Genomic DNA, 23,126 nt, shown 5'->3' with positions numbered 1-23,126 from the left:
TATGGCGTGCCGCATCGCCAGGGGGAGCGATGCCGGGCCGTCCGGGAATGGGGTTCGCGCAGCGTCGGCGACGAGGCAGCAGGCGGTCATGCACCGGCCTCCGCCGGCACATCGCCGTCCCGCCGCTCGTCGCGGGCCTGTGCGCCGCCGAAGCGGCCGAGGACCACGGTCGCGATCGCCGGGAGCACCAGGAGCGTCAGGATCGTCGCCGCGATCAGGCCGCCGATGACGGTCGTTGCGAGCGGCTTCTGCACCTCGGCGCCGGTGCCGTGCGCGAGCGCCATCGGCACGAAGCCGATCGCCGGCACGAACCCGGTCATCACGACCGCGCGCATCTTCTCGCGCATGCCCTCGCGGATCGCTTCGGCGAGCGGCAGCCCGTCCTCGCTGCGCCGCCGGATCTCGGTCATCACGACCAGCCCGTTGAGCACCGCGACGCCCGCGAGGCAGATGAACCCCACCGCCGCCGATACCGAGAAGTTGATGCCGGTGAGCGCCAGCGTGAAGACGCCGCCGGCAAGGCCGAGCGGCACCGCCAGGAACACCGCCGCCGCTCGCCCGAACCCGCCGAGCGCCAGATAGAGCAGCCCGAAGATCGCGAGGAAGCAAAGCGGCACCACGATCGACAGACGCGACGTCGCCGCGGCGAGGCTTTCGAACTGCCCGCCCCATTCGAGGTAATAGCCCGCCGGCAGCTTCAGCTGGCCGATCTTGGCCTGCGCCTCCTGGACGAACGACCCGGCGTCCCGACCGGCGAGGTTGACCTGGACGACGACGCGGCGCTTGCCGTTCTCGCGGCTGACCTGGTTCAGGCCTTCCGTCAGCCGGATCTGCGCGACCTGGGCGAGCGGCACCTGCGACCGCGGCCTCCCCTCGACCGCCGGCAAGAGCACCGGCAGCGAGCGGATGTCGTCGAGGTTCGCCCGGGTCGCCTCCGGCACCCGCACGGTGACGTCGAAGCGGCGATCGCCTTCGTAGACGAGCCCGGATTCGCGACCGCCGAGCGCCGCCGCGATCGTGTCCGAGACGTCGCGGACGGTGAGGCCGAGCCGCGCGATCGCGGCGCGATCGAGCTTGATGTCGAGCGTTGGTGCGCCGCCGACCTGGTCGGCCTTGACGCTCGCCGCGCCCGGGATGCCCTGCAGCACCCGCACCATCTCGTTGGCGGTCCGTGACATGAGATCGAGATCGTCGCCGTAGAGCTTGATCGCGACGTCGCCGCGGACACCCGCGATCAGCTCGTTGAAGCGCAGCTGGATCGGCTGGCTGACCTCGTAGAGGTTGCCGAGCTGTCCGCCCGCCGCCTTCTCGATCCGGGCGATGGCGTCGGCCTTGGTCTTGACGCCGTCGGGCCACTCCTCCTGCGGCTTCAGAATGACAAAACCGTCGGAGACGTTGGGCGGCATCGGATCGGTCGCGACCTCGGCGGTGCCGGTCTTCGAGAACATCGTCTCGACCTCGGGCAACTGCTTCACCGCCGCCTCGACCTCGCGCTGCATCGCCAGCGACTGCTCGAGGCTCACCGACGGCACGCGCGTCGATGCGAGCGCCAGGTTCTTCTCGTCGAGCTGCGGGATGAATTCCGAGCCGAGCAGGCCGAACGCCGGGATCGCCGCGAGGAAGAAGGCGAGGCCGCCGAGGATGAACGGCCATGGCTTCGCGATCGCCTTGTCGAGCAGCGGCAGATACCGCTCCTTCGACTTGCGGATGAGCCACACGTCCTTCTCCGCGACCTTGCCGCGGATTAGGATCGCGACGAGCGCCGGGACCAGCGTGATCGCCAGCACGAACGCCGCCACGAGGGCGAGCATGATGGTGATCGCCATCGGCGAGAACGTCTTGCCCTCGACGCCGGTGAACATGAGCAGCGGCGCGAAGGCGAGCAGGATGATCGCCTGACCGAAGACGGTCGGCTTGATCATCTCCTGCGCCGCCCGCATCGTCTCCTCGAGCCGTTCGCGCAGGCTGAGCAGCCTGCCCTCATGCTCCTGCCGATGGGCGAGGCGTGCCAGGCAGTTCTCGATGATGATCACCGCGCCGTCGACGATCAGGCCGAAGTCGAGCGCGCCGAGGCTCATCAGATTGCCGGGCACACCGAAGACATTCATCCCCATCGCCATCATCAGGAACGAGAAGGGGATCACGAGCACCGCGATCAGTGCCGCCCGCCAGTTGCCGAGCAGGAGGAAGAGCGAGACGGCGACGAGGATCGCGCCTTCGGTCAGGTTGCGCTCCACCGTGCCCACGGTCGCGCTCACCAGCTTGGCGCGATCGAGCACGACCTTGACCTGGACGCCGGGCGGCAGCGACTTGGCGATCTGGTCGAGCCGCTTCGATGCGTCTTCGGCAACGATGCGGCTGTTCTCGCCGATCAGCATCAGCACGGTGCCGATGACGGCCTCCTGGCCGTTCAGGCTTCCCGCACCGGTGCGCAGGTCGCCGCCGATCTTCACGTTGGCGATCTGTCCGATCGTGATCGGCACGCCGCCGCGGGTCGCGGCGACGGCGTTCTGGATCTGGTCGACCGTCCGCACGCGGGAGTCGACGCGGACCAGATAGGCCTCGCCGCCCCGGTTGTAATAGTTCGCGCCGACCGCGAGGTTGGCGTTCTCGAGCGCCTGCCCGAGCTCGGCATAGGAAATGCCGAAGCTGGAGAGCTTCACCGGATCGGGTTCGACGACGAACGTCTTCGCGAAGCCGCCGATCGAGTCGACGCCGGCGACGCCCTGCACCGCGCGCAGCTGCGGGCTGACGATCCAGTCCTGGACCGTGCGCAGGTAGCCGGCCTTGGCGACCGGATCGGTGAGCCGCTCACCCTCGGGGGTGAGATAGCTGCCGTCGGGCTGCCAGCCGGGCTGGCCCGCGACCTTGCGGGCGCCCTTGCCGTCCGGGTTGGCGTAGCCGACCGTGTACATGAGGATCTCGCCGAGACCGGTGGTCACCGGTCCGATCTGCGGTTGCACCCCGTCGGGGAGGCGATCGGTCGCCTGGCGCAGCCGCTCGCCGACCTGCTGGCGGGCGAAATAGAGGTCCGTCTTGTCGGTGAAGATCGCCGTGACTTGGCTGAAGCCGTTGCGCGAGATCGAGCGCGTCGTCTCGAGGCCCGGAATGCCGGCCAGCGAGATTTCGACCGGATAGGTGACCAGCTTCTCGATCTCGACCGGCGACAGCCGCGGATCGATCGTGTTGATCTGGACCTGCTTGTTGGTGATGTCGGGGACGGCGTCGATCGGCAGCTTGGTGAGCTGCCAGACGCCGACGCCGGCGACGACGAGAAACAGCGCGAGCACCGCCCAGCGTGCGCGGACGGAGAGCGCCATGAGATTGGCGATCATTGCTTGATATCCAGATTGGGCGTCGCCGCGTCGCTCGTCGCGACGTAGGCGACGGAGACGGCGGCGAGCGTGCGGGTGTCAGCGACCGGGACGGTGGCGTAGAAGTCGGCGAGCCGGGACTTCCCTCCCGACATGCTGCCCCAGTTCGTGTCCACCACGATCGGCGCGCCGCCGTCACGCGGCGTCGCGACGACATGAAGGTGGCCGTGGATCGGGCCGAGCGCCAGCGGCGCGCCGCGGACGACGCCGTGGACGAGCAATCCCTCCTCGACCCGTCGCGTGGCGACGGTCCAGATCGTGAGATCGCGGCCCGACGCGCGGGTGACCGGCAGCCTCACCGGCTCTCCCGGCAGACAGCCCTGCAACAGCCCTAGGACGGGCACCATGGCGAGGAGCGGCCGGGCGGCGACGGCGGTCACTCCTCCTCCCCCGCGCCCTTCCCGAGCTCGGCTTTCAGGAGGAAGGCGTTCTTGGTGGCGATCCGCTGATCGTTCGCCAGCCCCTTCACAATCTCCACGCGGCCGTTGCTGCGCTCGCCGATCGATACGGTCTGGGCGCGGAAGCCGGCCGCGGTGCGCACGAACACCACGTCGCGGCCCTCGAGCGACTGGACCGCGTCCTCGGGAACGACGATCGCGCTGGAGACGGCGCCGCGGCTCGGCAACAGCCGGACGCGGACGGGCAGGCCGGGCTGCAACGCGCCCGGCACGTCGAGCACCGCGGTCGCGGACCGGGTCTCGGTGGCGAGACCCGGCGTCACCGCCCGCACCCTCCCCTCGAGCGCCTTGCCGTCGGGCAGCTCGACGATCGCGCGATCGCCCGGCGCCAGCCGCTGCGCGTCCGTCGCGCCCACCGCGGCCTCGATCTGGATCTTGGTCGGGTCGGCGACGCGGAACAGCTCGGTCTCGGGCTGGACGAAGGCGCCGAGTGACGCAGCCTCGGCGGTCACCCGACCCGAAATCGGACTTGACACGATCACGCCGCGGCCGTCGGCGGTGACCTTGGCGGCACCGGCGGCGACGCTCGCACGGCGCGCCTCGGCGGCGGCTGACGCGGCTTCCGCCTGGGCCTGCTCGAGCTCGACCCGCGCCGACACCTTCTGGCGGTAGAGATAGCTTTCGCGCGCGAGCGCCTTTTGCGCCAGCACCGACTTGGCCACCGCCGCGGTGCGCTCGGCGGCGATCTGCGCGGCGTCGCGGCTCTCGACGACGGCGAGCGTCTCGCCCGCGCGCACCGGATCGCCCAGTCGCTTCATCAGCCGCGTGACCGCGCCCGCGGCGCGCGCGGTGACGATCGCCTCGCCCGACGGCGCGGCATTGACCGTCGCCTGGGCGACGATTTCCGCGCCCAGGCCGCCGGCGCGCACGACATCGGTGGCGATCCCGGCCTGCTCGATCGCCTGCGCCGTCATCGCGACCGTATCGGGCGCCTTCTCCTGCGGCGCGGGCGCTGCGGCGTTGCCGGCCGCAGTCTCGGTCGTCGCGGGGCTGTCGCCGCTGCACTTGGCGACGGAGAAGCCGCCGATGGCGGCAACGAGGGCAATCGCGGCCGCGCCGCCGAGCAGGCGCGGGTTCTGGCGTGCAACATCGATCATTGCGGGGTGTCTCCGAAATTCGTGGGAGCCGGCGTCGTCAGCCGGTCGAGCCGTGCCTGCGCGTCGTGGTACGCGGCGAGCGCATCGACGTAGGACTGACGGGTCTGTGAGAGCGTGCGCTCGGCATCGAGCAGCGCGATCTGGTCGAACTTGCCCTGCGCCCAGCCGATGCGGGCGATGCGCGCCGCCTCCTGCGCGGCGGCGAGCCCGGGACCACCGGCCGCGCGGGCCGTCGCCGCGGCGTTCGCGACCTCGGTCTGGGCGCTGGCGATCGCCTGACGGGTATCGATCACCGCCAGATTGCGCTGCGCGACCGCGACCGTCTGCTCGGAGCGCGACTGCGCGACGAACGCGCTGCCGTTGTTGAACACCGGCAGCGGGATCGAGATGCCGACCACCGCGGCAGTGTCGTTGGTGGCCTGCAGCCGCCGGGCGAAGGTGCTGACGGTCAGATCCGGCACGCGCAGCGAGCGCGCCACGCGCACCTGCGCGTCGGCCGTCCGCACGTCGGCCTGCGCGGCGGCGAGCGTCAGCGTCCCCTCGACCTCGACCGGGCGCGGCGGGCCATAGCCGTCGATTCGATCGAACCAGGCGCGATCGAGCGGCCCGGTCACCGGCGCACCGAGTAACGTGGAAAGGTTGGCACGCGCCGCCGCGGCCTGGCGGGTCGCGCTCTCGGCGGCGATCTGCGCGTTGATGCGCAATACCTCGGCGCGCTGCTGCTCGATCGGGCCGACGTCGCCGACCTGGACCCGGTCACTGGCGATCCGGAACGCGTTTCCGGCGATCGCGGCCTGCTCGCCGAGCACCTCCGACCGCCGCTCGGCGGCGGCTGCCTCGACATAGAGCTGCGTGATCCGCAGGCGCAGGTCGGCGCGCGCGATCTCGGTCTGGATCTGCGCGCGCGTCAGTCGGGCATTCGCGAGCGCGACCCGCGCCGGCCGCTTGCCGCCCAGCTCGAGCGGGAGCGCGACCCCGACCGTCGTCTCGGAGCTTCTCAGCCCCTTGTAGACCCCGGTGCCGGCGATGTTCTCGACCTGCGCCTGCAGCTCCGGATTGGGACGCAGCCCCGCCACCCGCCGCGCCGCGGTCGCGGCATCGACGCTGGCGGTCGCCGCCGCCACCGAGGGCAGACCGACCGGACCGCTGACGCCGGACTGCAGACTGCCGCTCGGCGCACCGGCAGGAGCACGGTCGGCGGCAGGCAGCGCGGCCGACCCGACCCCGCCTGCCCTGAGCGCGCTCTCGAGAGAGAACGTGTCGAGCGATTGCGGCGCCGTCGCCGCCGGAAGCCCGGGCGGCGGCGCCGTTTGCGCCGCGGCCCCAGCGGCCAGCGACGCCGCGGCCAGCACGGCCGCGATGATACGATGCATTATGGACAACTCCTGACGAACCGGGGTCGCCCCGCGCGGCATGGGCCGGCGGGGTCAGCGGGTCGTCAGGCTTGCGGTGGCCTCAGCGCCGGATCGGCGGTCGCGCGCGGCAGCATGCCCCGGACCGTGGACGACGGGATCGCGCGGAGATCCGCCGTCCACGCCGTCGAGGCGATCTTGATGGGAGCTGCGGCATGATCGCCGTGGCAGCCGCCGTGATGATGGGGGTAGCCCTTGTCCCCGTCCGCGGGGACCTGGTCGGCATCGCCCGGGCTGTGGCCCTCAGCGAACTGCTCGGCGATCGGGGCCTGCGCGGACACGCTGACGTCCGGACGCTCCAGCGCGTGCGCCATCGCCGTCGACCCGAGGCCGACGACGAGCGTCAGGCAGGCAAGGATGTTCAGCAGCAACCGCACGGACACGGCCCTAGCAGTAGCATGTCGCACGCGATAGTCCCGACGACGGCAAGATGCGCACGCGCAGCGGCAAGTTGTCGGCGAGATGATACATTGTCTCCGATGACCATCACGCGTGCGAACATTATCGCAGCACCTCGGGCGGTAATGGACGCGCCGACCGCCAGGCGGGGATAGCCTCGCCAAGCACGCGCCATGCCGAGCGCAGGAAGATGAGAGCGATGATCGCGGCGACCGCCACGTCGGGCCACGCCGCGCCCGTCACGCCGACCAGCCCGGCGGCGGCAAGGACGCCGACGTTCGACGCGACATCGTTGCGCGAGCATTCGAAGGTGCTCGACATGTTCACGTTCGCCGACCGGAAGCGCCAAAGCAAGGCGAGGCAGGTCAGGTTGGCCGCGAGCGCGGCGCTGCCGAAGGCGAGCATCAGCGTCGACGACGGCGCGACGCCGTTGATCAGCTTGTCGGCGATCTCGGCGAGGACCGCCACGCCGAACGCGAGGATGATGCCGCCCTTCACGATCGCCGCGCCGGCCTCCCATCGCGGGCCGCGGCTCAGCGCATAGAGGCTCAGGGCATAGACGACCGCGTCGCCCAGCATGTCGACCGAATCGGCCATCAGTGCGGACGAGCGCGCGAACAGGCCACCGCCGAACTCGACGGCGAACATGACGAAATTGATCGCCATGACGACGATGAGCACGCGCCGCTGGTCGGCTTTTCGGCCAAGTTCGGCGATCGTATCGCCTTTCCTGGAGCAGCAATCGTCCGCCATCACCATCTCGATTCGCGTGTCGGACCCCCTATATGAACCCTCATCCCACTAGAGGGTCAAGCGGTGATTGCATGAGAATCGGTGAGATCGCGAAGCAGACCGGGCTGAAGGTCGAGACCGTCCGGTTCTACGAGGCGGAAGGCCTCATCACCGCGCCGACGCGCACGGGCGGCAATTACCGCGTCTATGAGCGCGCGCATCTCGATCGGCTCTCCTTCGTCAAGCGCGCGCGCGATCTCGGCTTCACGCTCGACCAGGTGCGCGAACTGCTCCGGTTGGCCGACGATCCCGACGGGACGTGCGAGGACGTCGATGCGATGGCGACGAGCCAGGTGGCGGAGATCGACCGCAAGCTCGCCGACCTCAAGGCGCTGCGCGGCGAACTGGTACGGCGCCTCGACAGCTGCGTTCGCGGGCCGATCGCGGATTGCCGGATCATCGACGCGCTCGCGCCGCGAGCCGGTTGAGCGATGTCCGATCGGCCGGCACCCCCCTCCCCTTCGCTGGCCGACCGGCTCGAGGCGATCGCGCGCGAGCAGCGCGAGTTTCTCCGCGATGGCCAGGCGGCGCTCGCCGCGTTCGGCGCCGTCTCGCAGATCGACATGCTGCTGCTGGCCGCCGCCAAGCGCTCGGTCGCGCTCGCCGAAGGCTTTCCCGCGATGATCCGGGCGCGAAACTTCCATGCCGCCGCGCCGATGATCCGCATGCAGCTCGACACCGCGCTCCGGGTCGCGGCGCTCCGCTTCGTCTCCGACCCCCATGCCTATGCCGAAGCCGTGATGGGCGGCGCCGAGGTCTTCCGGCTGAAGGACGACACGGGCGCCCGTCTCAACGATCACCGCTTGCTCGAACGGCTCGCCGAGACCTTCCCGTGGATCCAGGGTGTCTACCGCGACGCGAGCGCCTTCGTTCACCTGAGCGCACGGCATCTCTGGACGAGCATCGCCACCACCGACGAGGACAGCCGCACCGTGCGGTTCGTGCTCGGCCCGGAGGATCCGCCGCGGGTGTCGGACGGCCATTACATCGAAGCGGTCGACGCCTTCTACCGCTGTCTCCTCCTAGCGAAGGGGCTCGTGCTAGGCGGTCTCCATCGGGGGAGCGCAGCGGACGCTGCCTAGCGGATCCGATGCCTTCGCCCGCGCCTCAGCGCCGCAGGGATTTCGCGGTGGCATCGAGATAGGTGATCGATGCTCCGTCCGGGCTCCCGCCGAGCGGGATACCCGCGATCAGGCACGCCTGGCCCGGCTCGACTTCCTCGCCCGGCGCGAGCGGTCGCTCCTCCAAGGTCGTGTCGATCGCCTGCTGCAGCCGCGCCGCGCCGTGCGTCTGGCCTTCCCTGTCGAGCAGGGACCGCGCCATCCGCATCAGGCCGACCGCCACGGCGATTTCACGGTTGGACTGTTCCATCCTTGCCTCCCTCCGGAAGCCGGCGGCATGCCCGCCGGGGCATGCCGTCGCTTCGAACCGGGTGCTGAAAACCTAGAGCAAGCTAGGCGCGAACGCCTTTAGCCGGGCGGCCTGGACATACGCGTCCGCCACCCGGTTTACCGAACCGGCTCTTGCTCTTCGGGCTTTTCAGGACCCGCCCGCGTCTCCGCGAGTAGGTTAAGCCTACCGGCGCGTGCCCGATTTGGAAAGCCGCGCCGGCGATCGCCGCGGGGTCAGCTCCAATGCTCGTCGAGGACCTTCGCGAACGCCGCCTCGATCTCGCTGCGCGATGCGCCCGAGCGCGGCAGCAGCGTCAGGGTCACGCCCTTCCGCTCCGCGGCGTCGACCCGCAGCATCGGCTTGCCCCCCGCACTCTCGAACACCGGGGTTCCTGACCTCCTGGGGGCGGCGGCGCTGCTCGGCCGTCCTGACTTCCTGGGGGCTTCCGCTGCCGCCGTCAGCGCACGGACGACGTCGGCGGGGGCCAACGCCCCCCCTGCCCCACTCTCGCGCGTCGCCTTCATGTCCCGCGCGGTCGCCTCGACCCGCGCGGCGCGATCCGCGGGCTTCATGAGCGGCTTGAGCTGGGTGACGTGCTTGATGCCGAGGTCGTGCGGGCTCGCGAACGCGCCGAGGATTGCCGCCGGCAGGCGGGCGAGATCGAGGTAGCGGCTGAGCCAGCTCGGCGTCACCTTCATCCGCTCGGCCATCGCAGTCTGCTTGCCGTCGTAATAGGCGTCGAGCGCGCGCAGATAATCGCGAGCGCGCTCATAGTCCGAAATGTCCTCGCGCGCCCGATTCTCGATATCGGAGAGCCGAAACGCCTCCTCGTCGGTCAGGTCGCGCACCTCGACGAGAAAGCGAAATTCGGGATAGTTGTGGCTGCGCAGCCAGCTGATCGACCAGTGCCGCCGTGCGCCCGAGATGACCTCGTAATCGTGATCGGGATCGTCCCGCACGCGCCGGACGAGCGCCGGCACTTCCTGGCGACCCTGGGCCTTCAGGCTCTCGATCAGGTCGTGGCAGCGCGCTTCCGAGAGGTCCGCATATTCGCGGTTGTGGCCGTGCCACATCCGGCAGCGCGCCGGATCGACCAGCTCGATCGCGCGATTGACGAGGCTGCCGCTCGCGAGCTCCGCGAGCCGATTGCCGCGGCCCGCCAGCACGCCCATGCCGAGCCGCGACGGCCGCGCAACAGGCTCCGCCGGCGCGTCGATCGCGCCGACCAGGCCGGCGGCGAAGTCACGGTTTTTCATAGACACAGCACCCCCTTCCCGGCGAAATTGCACCGGTGCAATTTTCGCGCGCTCATGCCAATCCCTCACGCCGAAGCCGCGCGGCATGGCTCGGCCACATCGCGCGGATATCGACCTCGATCTCGGAGTTCACGCCGTCGAGGTAATTCAGGCATCGATCGCGCACCGACTTGCTCGTGGTCGGCCCGTCGAGCTCGTAGACGGTCATCAGCCGCGCCGACGCATTGTCGATCTCGGCCGAGTCCTTGAGCGGTGTCCGAACGAGCGCGTGGCCGTAGAGCTGGCTCATGAGGCCGAGCAGTTCGCGCTGCATCGACTTGTTCTCGTCGACCTTGGACGCCACGAACTTCAGGAAGCTGAGCTCCGTCGCCATGCCATGTTCCTGGAGGACGCTCATCGTCTCGTCGAGCATCGCCAGGAACGCCGCGGTCGACGCAAAGTCCATCACGGTCGGGGGCACCGGCACGATGAGCGCGTTGGCGGCGCGTAGCACCGAGAGCGAGATTGCCCCGAGCGCGGGGGGCGGATCGATCACCACCACGTCGTACCGATCGGCGACCGACGCGATCCCGTGCTGGAGCCGGTCGAGCAGCGCCCCCTGCCCTCGCGCCATGCGCGCGGCGAGCTCATACTCGGACTGGAACAGTCGCAGGTTCGCCGGGATGAGGTCGAGGCCATCGAAGTGCGTCGACCGGATCGCATAGTCGAGGCTGGTCAGTTCGTCCTGACGGAGGAACGGATACAGCGTCTGCTCTTCGTCGAGATCGAGGTCGGGCACATAGCCGAACAGCGTCGACGCCGACGCCTGACTGTCGCAATCGATCAGCAGGACGCGATAGCCCCTCATCGCGAGATATTGCGCGAGATGGACCGACAGCGTCGACTTGCCGACCCCGCCCTTGAAGTTCTGCACCGCGACGATCGCGCACGGGTCGGCGGCGTCGCGCCATGGCCGGGTGCCGAAAACCCCACGCATGTCGTTGACCTGCGCCAGCGTATACCCGACGCGGCGGTTGGTGTCGGTCCGCCCCGGCTCGGGCAACCGCCCGTCCTTCTCCGCCTCGCGGATCGCTGCGGGCGTGCGCCCGACCAGATCCGCCGCGCGACCGATGGTGAAGGTCGGTTCGCGCCGCTCCGATGCCCGGCGGCTCTGCGCCCCGTCGCGAAGTTTCTCCAGAATGCTCGAGCAGCGCTCAGCGAGGGCCGCGACCCTTGCCTGATCCGCCTGCCCTGCCCGCACGAGCGCGGTCGCCATTCCCCTACCTTTCGCTATTCGACGGAGGGATGACCGATTTGCGGTTTATCGTCAACCTGACGCTCTCAAGTGCAAACCGTGGCCCGCCCGCTTAGAGAGCGCAAACGACGGGGTGCAAGCTGACCGCTTGGGGGCGAAAACGGAAAATTGCACCGGTGCAATTTCTACTGCGGGCGACCTTTCCGAGTGACGTAGCTTTCGCAGAAGCCCTGCCAGGAGCGCTGCAGTTTGACCCCGCTCAGTCGCGCGATCCGCTCGCCCATATGCGCTCGATAGGCCTGCGCGATCAGGTCGACGTCCCACCCGCCACCATAGGCCCGACCGATCGCCAGGAACTCGGCGCCGTCCGCATATCGTAGCGAACCGCCCGGGAAGGCCGCGAATTTCGGCTTGGCCCCGGGTTCCGCCGCGGGCGGCGTGATCGCGGGCACGGCCGGCGCTGCCGCCAGACGCGGCGATGGGGCGGGGAGGGGAGGGGACCGCTCGGCCGCACCGATCGCGACCGCGCCCTCGACCAGCGTCTCGACCGTCCCGTCGCGTCGCGCACGCCGTCCGCCGGAATGCCGCGACAGTTCATCGACCGTACCGAGCTGCGCCGGCGCATCCTTCGGCTCGAACCGAAACTCGAGCTCGACGACGGTGCGCCCGGCGCGGGTCTCGGACCATTCGACCCGGAAATGGGCAAGCTGGTCGATCTCGGCCTTGGCGGTCTGGAGAACCTTGCGTCGCAGCTGCGCGAAATCCTTGTAGACATCGGGCGGGATGCCGAGCGCCGCACGCAGCCCCGCCATGTCCGTCCGCCAGACCGGTTGTCGCCGGTGGATGCGGAGCGCGCCGACCTCGTAGAGCTTGAGCGCATAGCTCGATCGAAAACCCAGTACCGCCTGGCGGTTGAGCACCGCGTAGGTCTCCGATTCCTGGATGAGCTTGCGCGCATCCGGCGTGAATTCCCATTCGATCCAGCCGGCCTCGACGCCGCCGTCCTCGTCGGTCTCCTCACGCGACATCTGGATGAGCGAGAAGCGGCGGGTCGCCTTCTTGCCGCGCCAGCTGCGATCATCCTCGGCGAACAGCGTGCGGTGAAGCTCTTCGAGCATGTCGGAGATGCGCTCGTTGCCCTTGTGGCCGCGACGGATGTCGGCCTTACGGAGGCGGTGCGGCATGTCGCGCCACGCGTCGCCGCCGGCGGTCAGGATCATCAGCGCAAGCAGGCGGGACGCGGTCAGGCTGAGCGAGTTGCCCCGGACGAACCGCACCTCGACGAGCTTGCCGGGCTTCGCGAAGTCGTCGGACCGTTTGGCGGAAAGCGCCGCCGCGACCCGCATCGCCCTCCCGACTTCCGGCTGGCGTTCCTCATCGTCCACGATAATCTCTTCGGCAGTGGCCATGGCCGAATCGCTCCCACGGTCGGCTTGCCTGTCCTGTCCGCCGTCGTCAAGGCAGGACAGGATGAAAATGGTGTCGGCTCGCCGTTCCGTTATCGGCTGTTCAGGCGAGTCCAGCCCCCACGAGGTCAGGTTACCCCGACAGGTCAGGATAGGGCCCCCGCCCGGTCAGGTCTCAGCCCCCGGAAGGTCAGGCAAACACCCCCAGGAGGACAGGATGACACGTCGCGAATCGCGGAGTTCCGCGGGTTTCGGCGTCCCGAATCAGAATCTCTAGAATCCTGAATCGCTTCCGCTGCTGGCGCAGCGGCGGTTGATGAGATTTTTTGAGAGAAGAGAGGGGGGGATCGGGCATGACTGGAGACCGATCATGCCGCTTACCGCCCTCCGTCCGACACAAGCACTCATCGACCTCGTCGCCACCCTCGGTGGCCGCTGGCACGGCTACACCGCGATGTGCCGATGTCCCGCCCACGCCGATCGCACCCCCAGTCTCTCGCTGCGGCAGGGGGAGCGTGCCATCCTCGCGACCTGCTTTGCCGGTTGCGATCCCGCCGACATCCTCCGCGAGCTGCGCCTCGTGCGGCCCGATCGCCATTACCCGCCACCGTCCGAGGTTCGGGCCGGCACCGCAAACATCGCGCGCCTCTGGGAGCGCAGCGTCGATACCGATCGCAGTCCGCTCGCTCGCCGCTATCTGTCGGGCAGACGGATCGACCCGCCGGGCGCCGACGTCCGCTTCCTCGCCCGCTGCCCGTTCGGACCGCGCCCGGCAACGCTGTTCGAGCCGGCCCTGCTGGTCGCCGTGCGGGAGCATAGCCGGTTGGTCGCGATCCAGCGCATCTTCCTGGACCCGGTCACCGGTAACCGAACCCGCAAGGTGATGCTCGGCCGTCCCGGCAGCGGCGCCTGGCAAGGCCAGCCGGCAGGCGAGGTGCTGGCGATCGCCGAGGGCTTCGAAACCGCGGCCGCCTACACCCGGCTCAACGCCACGCCCTGCTGGGCGGCGCTCGGCGCTCGGCGCCTCGACCTGCTCGCGATTCCCGGCAGCGTTCGCGAACTCATCATCGTGCGCGACGAGGACCCCGAGGGCCGCCGGGCGGCGGACCGAGCCGAACACCGTTACGCGACGGCCGACCGGCGTGTCCGCCAGCACGGTCCGGCCGATCCGTTCGAGGACTGGTCCGAGGTGCTCGTCGCCCGCGATTAGAGAGGAGGGGGGAGCGGGGGAGGGTGATGCTGCCAGGGGGCGGCGTCGCCCGGAGAACCTCGATGTCCCATCTTTCCGACGCACCGCTGCGTGCCGACCGCCGTGCCGCCGACCTGCTGCAGCCATTGCTCGCCGGCAAAGACGCGATCGCCCGCAACGACCTCAACGCGGCGATGATCAGGGCCTATGGCGGCAGCGACGCCGATGGGTGCTGGACCCAGCGCGACAGCTTCGAGGTGCTCGAGCTGGCGACCGCGCTCCATTTGCGCACGCGCCCCTATCCGCTGTCCGCGCTCGGCGACGTCGGCCATGCCGCCGCGCTGCTCGCGCGCTTTCCCACCCAGACGGTTCGCGGCGAAGACCAGCTCGACTGGCAGCAATTCTCGACCCCGATCGATCTCGCGGCGCTCGCGGTCCTGCTCGCCGCGATCGGACCGGACGACGTGGTGCTCGAACCGTCGGCAGGCAACGGCCTGCTCGTCGCCCAGGCGCCGGCCGGCGCCGAGCTTCACCTCAACGAGATCGAACCCGGCCGTCGCGCACGACTGACCTCGGCGTTCGCCGACGCCCGTATCAGCGGTCACGACGGCGCGATGCTGGGCAGCCTGCATGCCGACCTGCGCCGCCCGACCGTGGTCCTCATGAACCCGCCGTTCTCGCGTTCGCTCGGGCGCGGCGCGGACCCCTTCGCGGCGATCCGCCACGTCGAGAGCGCGCTGCGCCGCCTGCTGCCCGGCGGGCGAGTGGTGGCGATCCTGCCCGACTGGTTCGCTCCATCCGCGCGGATGCGCGATGTCTTCGAGCATCTCCTGGCGGGGCTGAGCGTGCGCACGTTCGCCCGCCTCGAGCGCGCCTACGCCAAGCATGGCACGAGTGTCGCGGTGAGGCTGCTGGTCGCGGACAAGATCGCCGGCGGAGGGCGTCCGGGCCTGATCCAGCGCAAGACGGTCGCCGAGCTCCTCAATGCGATCGCTATCGCCCCGCGCTGTCCGGTCACCAGCGCGCCGGCTGTGCGAGCGACATCGCCGGCGCGGTCGGTCGGGTTGCTGAGCGCGGTCAGGCAGGCTTCGGCGCGAGCCCGACCGTTCTTCGCGCCCGCGCGCAACGACGTGCTGCCCGTCGCCTATGCGACATTGGAGGTGCCCGCCGCCCAGCTCGAGCAGGTTGGCGTCTATCTTCCCTACCGGCCGAGCAGAATCGCTTTCGAGGCGGCAGGCGAGCATCCGACCGCGCTCGTCGAATCGGTGGCGATGGGATCGATCCCGGCTCCGGTGCCCGCCTATATTCCTCGTCTCCCCGAGCGGACGGTCAGTGAACGGCTGCTCTCGACGTCGCAGCTCGAAACCGTCGTCTATGCGGGCCACGCCTGGGCGCAGACCTTGCCCGGTCGCTTCCGCCCGGCCGCCGAAGGTGTCGGGCTCGACCTCGCCGGCGACGGCAAGGCGTATCGCCAGGGGTTCATGCTCGGCGACGGGACCGGGGCAGGGAAGGGGCGGCAGGTGGCGGCCTGTGTTCTCGACAATTGGCTGCAGGGGCGTCGCCGCCATATCTGGGTGACCAAGAACGAGCCGCTGCTCGAAGACGCGCGCCGCGACTGGACGGCGCTCGGCGGCTTGTCCGCCGACATCCAGCCGCTCTCGAACTGGAAGATCGACGAACCCATCTCGCTCGACCGCGGCGTGATCTTCGTCACCTATCCGACGCTCCGCTCCGCCCGCGGCGACCGCACCAGGCTCCAGCAGCTGATCGACTGGGCGGGCGCGGACTTCGACGGCGTCCTCGCGTTCGACGAAGCGCACGAAATGGGCGGCGTCGCGGGCGGGGAGGGCGCACTCGGCGCCAAGAAAGGCTCGCTCCAGGGGATCTGCGGCGTCCTGCTCCAGAACCATCTCCCCGACGCCCGCGTGCTCTACGCCTCGGCGACCGGCGCCTCCGACGTCAACAATCTCGCCTATGCGGTCCGGCTCGGCCTGTGGGGTCCCGAAACCGCGTTCGCCGACCGCGAGGCCTTCATCGCCGGCATCCGGCAGGGCGGCATCGCGGCGATGGAACTGGTCGCGCGCGACCTCAAGGCGACGGGGCTCTACATGGCGCGTGCGCTGAGCTTCGCAGGCGTCGAATACGAGATCCTGCGGCACGCGCTGACGCCCGAGCAGGTCGCGATCTACGATACCTATGCCGATGCGTGGGCGGTGATCCACCAGAACATGGAGGCGGCGCTCGAGCAGACCGCCGTCGTCGACGCGATGGGCGGCGAAACACTCAACGGCGGCGCCAAGGCAGCCGCGCGGTCGCGCTTCGAATCGACCAAGCAGCGCTTCTTCGGCCAGGTCCTGCTCGGCATGAAGCTGCCGACCGTCATCGCCGCGGTGGAACAGCACCTCGCGGCCGGCCAGTCGGTGGTGTTGCAGCTCGTGACGACCGCGGAATCGATCCTCGACCGGCGCCTCGGCGAGCTCTCGCCCGAGGAACGCGCGGACCTCGACATCGATCTGTCGCCCAAGGAATATATCATCGACTATCTCGAGCGCGCCTTTCCGACCCGGCAGATGCGGGTCTTCACCGACGATACCGGGACCGCGCGCTCGATGCCGATGGTCGACGATCATGGCCGGCCGGTCCACAATCCGGAGGCGGAGGCGGCGCGCGACCGGATGATCGAGCATCTGTGTGCGTTGCCCCCGATCGGCGCGGCGCTGGATACGCTGATCGGTCACTTCGGCCACGACGCGGTGGCGGAGGTGACCGGTCGGACCAAGCGGCTCATCACCGCGAGCACCGGCGTTCAGAAGCTGGAGAGCCGCTCGACACGCACCGCGCAGGCGGAGGCGGCGGCATTCATGGCCGGTCGCAAGCGGATCCTCGTCTTCTCCGACGCGGGCGGCACCGGCCGTTCCTACCATGCCAGCCTCGACGCGGTGAATCGGGCGCAGCGCGTCCATTTCCTGCTCGAACCCGGCTGGCGCGCCGATCGTGCGATCCAGGGGCTCGGCCGGACGCACCGGACGCATCAGGCGAGTTCGCCGCTGTTCCGGCCGGTGACGACCAACTGCAAGGGCGAGCTGCGCTTCACCAGCACGATCGCGCGCCGCCTCGACAGCCTCGGGGCGTTGACCCGGGGGCAGCGCCAGACCGGCGGCCAGAATCTCTTCGATCCGGCCGACAATCTCGAAAGCGAATATGCGTGCGCCGCGCTGGTCAGCTGGTTCCACCTGCTCGTCGCCGGCAAGCTTACGAGCATCTCGCTCGACGACTTCGAGCGGCGGAGCGGCCTGTCGCTGTGCTCGACAGATGGGGTGCTGCGCGACGAGCTGCCCCCGATCCAGCGCTGGCTCAATCGCCTGCTCGCGCTGCCGATCGCGCTCCAGAATGCGATTTTCGACGAGTTCCTGGCGCTGGTGGAGGCGCGGACGGCCGCGGCGCGCGAGGCTGGCACCCTCGACGTCGGTGTCGAGACGATCGCGGTCGAGCGGGCGACGGTGCTCGAGGACCGGCTGCTGCGCACCGATCCGAACAGCGGCGCCACGTCGCACCTGCTCACGATCGAGATCGCCCAGCCGCGGCGGGTGGTGTCGCTCGAACGCGTCCAGCGGATCCTGGCGAGCGATCCCGACGCGGTGTGCCTGCGCAATGGCAAGTCCGGCCGGGTCGCGCTCCAGACCCGCGCCCGCGCCATCATGAATGCCGAGGACGGCACCTCGATACCTCGGGTCGAACTTCAGCGCCCGACCCGGCGGGAATATCTGCGCGAGGCCGACCTCTTCGAGACCGCCTGGTCGCCGGTCGACCGCTCGGCCTTCGAGCAAGGCTGGAACGCGGAAGCCACCGAGGCCGCCGGGTGCGTCGACGTCGAGACGATCAGGCTGGCCACCGGCCTGCTGCTCCCGATCTGGTCGGCCTTGCCGTCGGATCACCTCGTCGTGAACCGAATCGTCGACGCGTCGGGCCGGTCGTGGCTGGGGCGCCTCGTCTTCGACGAGCATGTCGTCCAGCTCTACACCAAGCTGGGGCTCGAGGCGGCGGACGCCTTGTCGCCCGCCGCGATCGCGAAGGCCGCGCTGTCGGGACGCAGCGTCGAACTCGCGCATCCGTTTCGGCTCACCGTCAAGCGCGCGCTGGTGAACGGCACGCAGCGGCTCGAGCTGGTCGGCTGTCCCGCCGGACAACTGGCATGGCTGAAGTCGATCGGCTGCTTCACCGAGGTGATCCAATACCGTACCCGCGTGTTCGTGCCTCTGGCGGATGCGGACGCGCTTATCGCGCGCCTGTCGGCCGGTGCCGTGTCGTCGCCCGCGGCGCCATGATCCTGCGTCGGCGACCGAAGCCGCGCGGCGGCTGGAGCGCCGGCCAATTGGTCGGCAATGGCGCCTTCGCCGCCTTGCCAGACGAGAGCCCGACCGGGTAGCATCCCCGGACCACGTTAGCGCGTGGCAGGGCTTAGTCTCCCTGAATGCGAGAGCCGGTTCGATCGACCGGGTGGCGGACGCGCATGTCCAGGGCCACCCGGCCTAAAGGCGTTCGCGCCTTGGCTCGTTCAAGGAGACTAACACCCGGTTTCGAGCGACGACGTGCCCCGCCCGGGCACGTCGCCGGCTGTTGGATGGGGGTCGACACATGGTCACACCGGAACAGGGGACCGCCGCCGCGCTCGATCTGGCGCGACAGGCGGCGAAGCTGCTGGACGGGGTCGGCGACCGCGCCGGCGCGATGCGGCTGCGACAAGCGGCCGCTATGATCAGGCACGATGCCGGGTTTCCCGCGCGCGACGCCGTCAAGGTGCCGCTCTCGCTGATGAAGATGGCGCTCGCGCTCTTTGACCGCGACGGGCATCGCACAAGCGACGCCGCGATTCATCTGCAGGCGGCGATCGACCGCGCGCGGGGCGCACGACCGCTCGGGCCGCGCGACGAAATCGATCCCGACCTGATCGCTGCCTTTCTCAGCGAGCTGCCGGCCCAGCCGCCGAACTAGCGCTCGCCGACGGTCAGAGCCGTGCTGATGCCGTCGACCTTACCGGCGAGGCCCGGCACCTCCTCCAACTGACGCAGGTCGCTGAAGCCCCCGCGTTCGTCGCGATAGCGGACGATCTCCGGGCCATGGCCCTGCAGCGCGGCGACCGCATCCAGCTCGTCCGCGGTGGCGGTGTTGACATCGATCGGGGTCATCGCGCGTTCTCCTCCTGGCCGACCCATGGATCGGCAATGGCTATCCGTCGACGTCCCCGATAGCGCGGCTCGACGTCCACCACGATGGTCGCCTCATGCGCGCGCATCCCGGCCAGACGATGCCGATCCTCCCTCGGGCGCCAGCACATCGACGGTCGCGCGGGCGATCGCGGTCATCTCGCTGCGATCGACGCCGCTGCGCGCCCGCAGCGCCAGGCTCTGCACCATCGCCGTGGCCAGTCGTCCGAGCACGGCCGGCGACATGTTGGCGGAGACTTCGCCTCGATCCCGGGCGATCGCGAAGCGACGCTCGAACGTCCCGTCGAGGCTGGCGATGAGCCGCCCGAGCGCGGCCCGGATCGCGGGCGTCTCCGCCGCCTCTGCCGGCGCGGTACACGTCACCAGGCAACCGCGCGCCGTCACCCCGGACAGATAATGGTCGATCGACATCGCGAAGAACGCCGCCAGCTCATCCCGCACCGGCCGCGCGGCCGGCAGCGCGGTGTCGAGCGCCGCCTCCGTCTCGGCGATCACGCGATCGACGACGGCGAGGTACATCGCCTCCTTGTCGGGAAAGGTGTCGTACAGCCGCGGCCTGCTGACGCCGGCGGCGCCGGCGAGGTCGGTGAGCGACGCACCCGCATATCCCTTTTCCCAGAACACGCCCTGCACGGCGTCGAGCAGGCCTCCATCGTCGATCCGCTTGGGACGGCCCCGCGCACGCCGGCTTTCCTCCATTTCCCTACCGATCCGCAGATAATTGTTGACCGCCGCATTTAATTGCGGAACGGTAGGAAAGTCCACAGTCAATGAAGCTTATGCGTGACCAACGACCTGCCTGCCCTGCCGCCCGTCTACGAAAACCCCTATGATCGTGCGCGGATCGACGCGGACGGCGCCACCAAGCTCTACCGTTTCGCGGTCGGCAATCCCGACGTGGCGCGGCACCTCTCGACGCTGTCGCCGCCCTCCACCAAGCTGGAGGCGTATTTCCGGCTGTTCGGCATCCCCTATGAGGTCGTGCCGGTGCAGGGCACCGAGGATGCGCCGCGCGGAAAGGTGCCGTATATCCTCGCCGGCGACGTGAAGCTGACCGATTCCGATCTCATCATCGGCTACCTGAAGCGGACCCAGGCAGACCCCGATGCCGGCCTCAGCGCCGCGCAGTGGGCGACCGGACACCTCGTCCAGCGCATGCTCGAGGACCATCTCTACTGGATCGTCATCTACTACGAGTTCTGCGACGACGCCGGCTGGGACTTCCTGCTGCGCGCGTCCGTCGGCGATCCGTCGGTGCTGCCGCCGGCCGTCATCGACGCGTTCGACGCCATCCGCGCCGACCGCGCGCGGCGCTGCTACGATCAGGGCATCGCCCGCTACACGCCCGAGGAGATCGTGGAAAAGGCACGCAAGGACCTGCTGGCGCTGTCCGAGGTGCTCGGCGACAACGACTATCTGCTCGGCACCGAGCAGCCGACGTCGTTCGACGCGATGGTCGTCGGCATGACGCTCGGCCTCTTCCAGGCACGGGCGATGCACCCGGAGATCAGCGACATCGCGCGCGGCCTCCCGAACCTCTCCCGCTACATGCACCGCATGCTCGCTGCCGCCTTCCCGGACCTCGAACCGGCGTTCGATCCGGCCTGACGGCTGGAGCCCGGCGGACGGTCCGGCGATCGGGGGGGGCGTCTTAACGATCGTCGTCCCGATCGGCGCGGCAAACGCGCTCGTCATGGCGACGCCGCGAGGGAGCCCGAGTGATCGCGCCGGCTGAAAGGGAAGGGGGGAGCGGGAAGGTGTCCGGGCTGATCCGGACGAAGAAGGAGCCTTCCCGATGATCCAGACCGTCAAGCTCGCCAAGCTGCGTCTGTCGCCGATCAATGTCCGCACCGCGCCGGACAAGGATCTCGCGATCGAGCCGCTCGCCGCCGCCATCCAGGCCCGCGGCGTTCTCCAGAACCTGCTGATCACCCCGGTGACCAAACCGCGCGGCCATTTCGAGGTGTTCGATGGCGGCCGCCGCCTGCGCGCGCTCCACCTGCTGGTCGAGCAGGGACAGATCGCCGCCGACGATTACGACGTGCCGGTGATGGTGCTGAAAGCCGACGCCAGCGAACTCAGCGAAACCTCGCTCGCGGCCAATTTTCATCAGCTCAAACTGACCCCGGCCGAGGAATGCCGCGCCTTCCACCATTTCCTCGGCAAGGACGGCGACATCGACGCGGTGGCCAAGCGCTTCGGCCAGACCCGCCGCTTCATCGAGGGGCGCCTGCGGCTGGCGACGCTGGCCGAGCCGATCTTCGACGCGCTCGCCGCGGGCGAGATCACGCTCGACATCGCCAAGGCCTATGCCTCGACCGAGAGCCACGACAAGCAGCTGATGGTCTGGGGCAGCTACGGCCAGAACGGCTACGCCAATGCCGACATGATCCGGCGCGTGATCGCCAACGAGACGATGAAGTCGACCGACCCGGTCGCGATCCTCGTCGGCGAGGACGCCTATGCCGCCGCCGGCGGTCGGGTCGATCGCGATCTCTTCAGCGATGCGGGGGATCGCTGGACCGATCCCGAGATCGCGCAGCGGCTGGGCGCCGAGATCATGGAGGCCGAGGCGCGGCGGATCGGGGAGGAAACCGGCCTCGGCTGGATCCGGCCGGTCGCGTCGAGCAGCACCTGGAACGCTGCCGCGGGCCTGCACCGCGTCGTGCTGCCGACCGTGCCGCCGACCGAGGAGGAAACCGCCCGGATGGACGAGATCGACGCCCGGCTCGAGGCGATCTACGCCGAGATGGAGGACGAGGCGCTGCCCGAGGAGGACTATGCCCGGCTCGACGCCGAAGCCGACGCGCTCGGCGAGGACCGCGAGCGTCTCTCGGAACGGCCCACGGTCCTTCCCGACGAGCTGAAGCCGCAGGTCGGCGTGTTCCTGACGCTGACGCCGCGCGGCGAGATGGTCGTCGAGCCGACCTATTACAGCGAGCAGCCGATCCGCGCCGACGATGCCGACGCCGGCGACACGGGCGGGGCCACCGCCGGTCCGACCGGGCGCGGCGAGCCGCAGGTGCCGGCGCTGCGTCCCGAGGCGGTCGCGCCGGGCGGCAAGGCGCTGTCGGCGAGCCTCTACGACAAGCTCGCGATCCAGCGTCGCGACATCCTTGCCGCCGCCCTGCTCGGCCATCCCGGCCTGGCGCTCGACTTCGCGCTGTTCGCGATGGTCGATGCCCGCTCGCGGCACGGCCAGTACGGGACCTCGATCCACGCCCGACCGCCGCTCGACCCGACGGTCGGCGAGGTGCCGGGGAGCCGGGCTCGCAGCGATCTCGCCGAGGCGCGCGAGGAGCTCGACGCCGGCTGGACCGAAAGCGCGTGCGAGGTCGAGCGGTTCGAGGCGTTCCGCGTCCTCGCCGACGACGCCAAGGCCGGATGGCTCGCCTGGGCGGTCGCGACGTCGCTCGAGGCCAAGCCGACCTACGCGACCCGGCAGAACCCGCTCCAGAACCGGCTGGCCACGATCATGGAGATCGACGTCGCCGCGTGGTGGCGGCCGACCTCGGAGAATTTCTTCGATCGCGTGACCAAAAGCGCGCTGCTCTCGCTGCTCGACGAGGTCGGCGGACCGGCGCTGTCCGGCCGCCACGCCGCGCAGAAGAAATCCGAGATCTCGGCATCGTGCGAGAAGCTGTTCGCCGGCGAGGCGATCGTCGAGGCCGAGGTCAAGGAGAAGGCGCTCGCCTGGGTGCCCAACGCGATGCGGTTCCTCGACGGCGTCGAACCCGATGGCTTCGACGACCGGGCCGACGAGAGCGGCGACGACGACGCGGACCTCGGCGACGCCGATCCGGTCGCGGGCGAGGGCGACGAAGCGCTCACCGACGCCGAGTTCGACGAGCCGGCGCTGGTCGCCGCCGAATAACCGTCAGTGCCACCACGC

The 23,126-nt window shown here is 69.8% G+C and carries 19 protein-coding genes; 7 read left to right on the top strand and 12 right to left on the bottom strand.

Features of this window, described 5'->3' with window-relative positions:
- Positions 1 to 86: 86 nt before the first annotated feature.
- The 6 genes from D9601_RS17415 to D9601_RS17390 form a co-directional block, all read right to left on the bottom strand.
- On the bottom strand, positions 87 to 3,335 hold the full coding sequence (locus D9601_RS17415) for an efflux RND transporter permease subunit (protein ID WP_198355341.1): 3,249 nt from the start codon (positions 3,333 to 3,335) through the stop codon (positions 87 to 89).
- Positions 3,332 to 3,754: a hypothetical protein gene (locus tag D9601_RS17410; protein ID WP_198355340.1), complete on the bottom strand. Its 423-nt coding sequence runs from the start codon at positions 3,752 to 3,754 to the stop codon at positions 3,332 to 3,334. The genes D9601_RS17415 and D9601_RS17410 overlap by 4 nt, the downstream gene beginning before the upstream one ends.
- Positions 3,751 to 4,929, bottom strand: coding sequence for an efflux RND transporter periplasmic adaptor subunit (locus D9601_RS17405; protein WP_198355339.1), 1,179 nt, complete (start codon positions 4,927 to 4,929; stop codon positions 3,751 to 3,753). The genes D9601_RS17410 and D9601_RS17405 overlap by 4 nt, the downstream gene beginning before the upstream one ends.
- Complete coding sequence (locus D9601_RS17400) at positions 4,926 to 6,302, bottom strand: TolC family protein (RefSeq protein ID WP_198355338.1); 1,377 nt, start codon at positions 6,300 to 6,302, stop codon at positions 4,926 to 4,928. The genes D9601_RS17405 and D9601_RS17400 overlap by 4 nt, the downstream gene beginning before the upstream one ends.
- 65 nt (positions 6,303 to 6,367) lie before the next feature.
- Complete coding sequence (locus tag D9601_RS17395) at positions 6,368 to 6,718, bottom strand: hypothetical protein (protein WP_198355337.1); 351 nt, start codon at positions 6,716 to 6,718, stop codon at positions 6,368 to 6,370.
- 124 nt (positions 6,719 to 6,842) lie between these two features.
- The gene (locus D9601_RS17390) at positions 6,843 to 7,493 is read right to left on the bottom strand and encodes a cation transporter (protein WP_198355336.1); all 651 of its coding nucleotides are present in this window, start codon (positions 7,491 to 7,493) and stop codon (positions 6,843 to 6,845) included.
- 71 nt (positions 7,494 to 7,564) lie between these two features.
- Here D9601_RS17390 and D9601_RS17385 point away from each other — a divergent pair, with 71 nt between their 5' ends.
- Both D9601_RS17385 and D9601_RS17380 read left to right on the top strand, forming a co-directional pair.
- Positions 7,565 to 7,960 (top strand): MerR family transcriptional regulator, encoded by a 396-nt coding sequence (locus D9601_RS17385; protein ID WP_198355335.1) that lies wholly within the window; start codon positions 7,565 to 7,567, stop codon positions 7,958 to 7,960.
- 3 nt (positions 7,961 to 7,963) lie between these two features.
- The gene (locus tag D9601_RS17380) at positions 7,964 to 8,614 is read left to right on the top strand and encodes a hypothetical protein (RefSeq protein ID WP_198355334.1); all 651 of its coding nucleotides are present in this window, start codon (positions 7,964 to 7,966) and stop codon (positions 8,612 to 8,614) included.
- A gap of 25 nt (positions 8,615 to 8,639) precedes the next feature.
- On the opposite strand, the gene D9601_RS17375 is transcribed toward D9601_RS17380, so the two are convergent.
- From D9601_RS17375 to D9601_RS17360, 4 genes are all read right to left on the bottom strand, one after another.
- Positions 8,640 to 8,903, bottom strand: coding sequence for a hypothetical protein (locus tag D9601_RS17375; RefSeq protein WP_198355333.1), 264 nt, complete (start codon positions 8,901 to 8,903; stop codon positions 8,640 to 8,642).
- Positions 8,904 to 9,157: 254 nt separating this feature from the next.
- On the bottom strand, positions 9,158 to 10,186 hold the full coding sequence (locus D9601_RS17370) for a ParB/RepB/Spo0J family partition protein (RefSeq protein WP_332838047.1): 1,029 nt from the start codon (positions 10,184 to 10,186) through the stop codon (positions 9,158 to 9,160).
- 46 nt (positions 10,187 to 10,232) lie between these two features.
- Positions 10,233 to 11,435, bottom strand: a complete 1,203-nt coding sequence (locus D9601_RS17365) for an AAA family ATPase (protein WP_198355331.1) — start codon at positions 11,433 to 11,435, stop codon at positions 10,233 to 10,235.
- A gap of 164 nt (positions 11,436 to 11,599) precedes the next feature.
- Positions 11,600 to 12,760: a replication initiation protein gene (locus D9601_RS17360; RefSeq protein ID WP_198355409.1), complete on the bottom strand. Its 1,161-nt coding sequence runs from the start codon at positions 12,758 to 12,760 to the stop codon at positions 11,600 to 11,602.
- Positions 12,761 to 13,190: 430 nt separating this feature from the next.
- Between D9601_RS17360 and D9601_RS17355 the strand changes: the two genes are divergently transcribed.
- The 3 genes from D9601_RS17355 to D9601_RS17345 all read left to right on the top strand — a co-directional run bounded on the left by D9601_RS17355 (position 13,191) and on the right by D9601_RS17345 (position 19,001).
- Complete coding sequence (locus tag D9601_RS17355; protein WP_198355330.1) at positions 13,191 to 14,030, top strand: DUF7146 domain-containing protein; 840 nt, start codon at positions 13,191 to 13,193, stop codon at positions 14,028 to 14,030.
- A 62-nt stretch (positions 14,031 to 14,092) separates the two neighbouring features.
- Entirely contained in the window at positions 14,093 to 18,334 is a 4,242-nt protein-coding gene (locus D9601_RS17350) for a strawberry notch family protein (protein WP_198355329.1), read from the top strand.
- Positions 18,335 to 18,644: 310 nt separating this feature from the next.
- Entirely contained in the window at positions 18,645 to 19,001 is a 357-nt protein-coding gene (locus D9601_RS17345) for a hypothetical protein (RefSeq protein WP_198355328.1), read from the top strand.
- Here D9601_RS17345 and D9601_RS17340 read toward each other — a convergent pair.
- A complete protein-coding gene (locus D9601_RS17340) occupies positions 18,998 to 19,195 on the bottom strand; it encodes a ComEA family DNA-binding protein (RefSeq protein ID WP_198355327.1) in 198 nt (65 codons plus the stop codon). The two genes, D9601_RS17345 and D9601_RS17340, sit on opposite strands and share 4 nt — an antisense overlap.
- Positions 19,196 to 19,288: 93 nt before the next feature.
- Positions 19,289 to 19,933, bottom strand: a complete 645-nt coding sequence (locus D9601_RS17335) for a TetR/AcrR family transcriptional regulator (protein ID WP_232474352.1) — start codon at positions 19,931 to 19,933, stop codon at positions 19,289 to 19,291.
- Between the two features lie 84 nt (positions 19,934 to 20,017).
- Here D9601_RS17335 and D9601_RS17330 point away from each other — a divergent pair, with 84 nt between their 5' ends.
- Both D9601_RS17330 and D9601_RS17325 read left to right on the top strand, forming a co-directional pair.
- Positions 20,018 to 20,842, top strand: coding sequence for a glutathione S-transferase family protein (locus D9601_RS17330; RefSeq protein WP_198355325.1), 825 nt, complete (start codon positions 20,018 to 20,020; stop codon positions 20,840 to 20,842).
- Between the two features lie 187 nt (positions 20,843 to 21,029).
- Positions 21,030 to 23,108 (top strand): ParB/RepB/Spo0J family partition protein, encoded by a 2,079-nt coding sequence (locus tag D9601_RS17325; protein WP_198355324.1) that lies wholly within the window; start codon positions 21,030 to 21,032, stop codon positions 23,106 to 23,108.
- Positions 23,109 to 23,126: the final 18 nt, after the last annotated feature.

It is taken from the genome of Sphingomonas sp. MA1305 (assembly GCF_016107325.1).
Taxonomy (GTDB): Bacteria; Pseudomonadota; Alphaproteobacteria; order Sphingomonadales; family Sphingomonadaceae; genus Sphingomonas.
This window is presented reverse-complemented; position numbering and strand designations above follow the sequence as displayed.